At 75.2% G+C, this 2613-nt stretch carries 2 protein-coding genes; one reads left to right on the top strand and one right to left on the bottom strand.

The genetic code is table 11. The annotated features are described in order from the left end of the window. The coding region (locus DZF91_RS25200; protein ID WP_147341372.1) for a DUF3068 domain-containing protein at positions 1–1007 on the bottom strand (1007 nt) is incomplete at its 3' end. A gap of 186 nt (positions 1008–1193) precedes the next feature. On the opposite strand from DZF91_RS25200, the gene DZF91_RS25195 reads away from it, so the two are divergent. After that, on the top strand, positions 1194–2613 hold a 1420-nt coding region (locus DZF91_RS25195), incomplete at its 3' end, for an MFS transporter (protein WP_117359715.1).

Here is a 2613-nt window from a genome sequence, read left to right as displayed (position 1 = left end):
CCGGGCGGCGGACCGGCGGCGAGTCCGCCGAACCGGCCGTCCGGGCCGCGCGGGGCGACGGGCGGCGGAGGCTCGTCGCGGCGGCGCATCAGCGTGAGCGTCGATCCGGCGCAGAGCATCCCGAGGCCGAGGAGCAGCGCGAGGACGGGACCGTAGATCCGCGTCCAGGCGATCTGCGTGGCCGACTCGTTCGACAGGGCCGCCAGGTGCCGCTGGTCCTCGGGGACGGTCACCAGGTCGGCGTCCGCGACGACGAGGCGGCCCGTGCCGTCCCGGTTGCGGAGCGACTGGGTGATGCGCTGCTCCTGCTTCACCGGGATGCCGGTCCGCGGGTCGACCCACTGGGTGTTGACGGCCTCGAAGTAGCGGTCCACGCGCTGCGGGTAGGAGTCCTTGCCGAGGCCGAGCATGTCGCCGGGCATCTTCACACCCATCGTCTCGACCTTGACCAGCGGGACCTCCTGGACGAACCGGTAGGTCCGCAGCCCGGCGACCTCCTCCTCACCGCTGTACCTCATCGGCAGCGTGCGGCGGGTGGTGGTGTCGTAGAACGGGTAGTCGCGCCGGTGCACGTTCGCGATCGGGAACAGCAGCCCGTAGCCGAACATCCGCACGTTGACGTCGCCGCCGACGTTGGCCGCGCAGCAGTTCACCAGCAGCGCGGTGCGGCGGTCGAAGGCCATCCGGTACGCCTGCAGGCTCACCTGCTTGCCGGTCGCCTTGTCGGTGACGGTGGTGGAGGAGTCCCAGACGGCGATGCGGTCGTCGCCGCCGTTGGCCTTCACGTCGCCGCGGATGGTGCTCTCGGCGACCAGCGTCATGTTCCGGCGGAGCTTCAGCGAGGCCATGTCGAACATGCTGGCGTTCGGCGCCTCCAGCCGGACCCGCTCGTACCGGTTCAGCGGCGCCCGGACGACCTGGTCCGAGACGTAGAACCGGATCAGCGGGGCGAGCGTGGTCAGGAACGCGCCCGCGACGACGAGCACGAATGCCAGCGAACGCCGCATCACACCTCCCGGGGGCGGCCGGAGCCTCCCGGTCCTCCCGGCGCGTCCGGCCGAACGGCCCTGACCAGGCTCTCAGGCCCGGCATGTCCGGTTACCCTACAGGATCAGCCGTCCCCTACCTCCCGCGTCCGTCCGCCTGGAAACACCCCCCTCGTTCCCCGCCTCCGCCCCCGGCAGGTACGTCCCATGAACCTTCGTCCGCGCGTGCCCGAGCGCCGGTGGCTGGCGCTGTCCGCGGCGCTCACGGCGGCGGTCATGGACCTCGTGGACGTGACGGTCGTGAACGTGGCGCTGCCCCGCATCCAGGACGACCTGCACGCCGGTCCGGCGCTCGGCCGGTGGACGGTCTCGGCGTACGCGCTCGCCTACGCGCTGCTGCTGGTCACCGGCGGACGGCTCGGCGACATCCTCGGCCGGCGGCGGGTGCTGCTGGCCGGGCTCGCCGGCTTCGTGTTCGCGTCGTGGGCGGCGGGCGCGGCGCACTCCCCCGGCGCGCTGATCGCCGCGCGGGCCGCGCAGGGCGCGTTCGCGGGGGTGATGGTGCCGCAGACGCTGTCGGTGATCGGCGTCCAGTTCCCGCCCGGACGCGCCCGGGCCCGCGCGTTCACCCTCTACGGCGTCCTGCTCGGCGCGGCGCAGGTCGGCGGGCCGCTGCTCGGCGGGCTGCTGCTGCACTACGACCTTGCGGGACTCGGCTGGCGGGCGATCTTCCTGGTGAACGTCCCGGTCGGGCTGGCCGCTCTGGTGGGCGTGGACCGCTGGATGGACGACTCGCGCGCGACACCGCCACCCCGCCTCGACCTGGCCGGGGTGCTTCTCGCGGGCGTCGCCGCGCTCGCGCTGACGCTGCCGCTCGTCCAGGGGCGGATGCCCGGCGGCCCGGTGTGGACGGCCGGACTGCTGCTGGCGGGCGTCCCGGCGCTGGGGGCGTTCTTCCTGGTGGAGACGCGGCGCGAACGGCTCGGGCTGAGCCCGCTCGTCCCGCCGTCGCTGCTGCGCCGCCGCTCGTTCGCGGCCGGGCTGGTGCTGACCACCGCGCTGTTCGGCACCGTCGCCGCCTGCTTCATCGCGCTGACCTGGGCGCTCCAGTCGGGGCTCGGCTGGCCGCCGCTGCGGGTCGCCCTGCTCGGCGCGGCCTGGCCCGCCGGGATGGCCTGCACCGCCCAGCCCACGCACCGGCTCGGCCCTCCCCGCGCCCGCGCGTTCGTCCGGACGGGCCTGGCGGTGATGGCGTGCGGCGTCGGCGGGCTCGCGGGCGCGTTCGCCCTGGCCGGGGCCGACCTGCGGCCGTGGCACCTGCTGCCCGGCCTGTTCTGCGCCGGGCTCGGGATGGGGCTGGCGCTGCCGGTGCTGGCCAACGCGGTGCTCGCGGACGTCCCGGCGGACGTGTCGGGCGCGGCGTCCGGCGTCTACAACTCGGTCACGCAGTTCGCGGGCGTCCTCGGCGTCGCGGCGGCCGGGATCGTCTTCTACGCGGGCGACAACCCGACCGGCACGACTGCCGCCTCGGGCGCGGCCTCGGTCACGGCTCCGGGGGCGGCGGCCGTGGCGGTGGCGGCTGCCGCTTCCGGCGCGGCGGCGCGGACGCTGGGCGTCCTGGTCCCGG

It is taken from the genome of Actinomadura logoneensis, from assembly GCF_003428695.1.
Lineage (GTDB): Bacteria > Actinomycetota > Actinomycetes > Streptosporangiales > Streptosporangiaceae > Spirillospora > Spirillospora logoneensis.
Note: the sequence above shows the minus strand (reverse complement) of the source record. Positions and strands in the feature narration are given on the sequence as shown.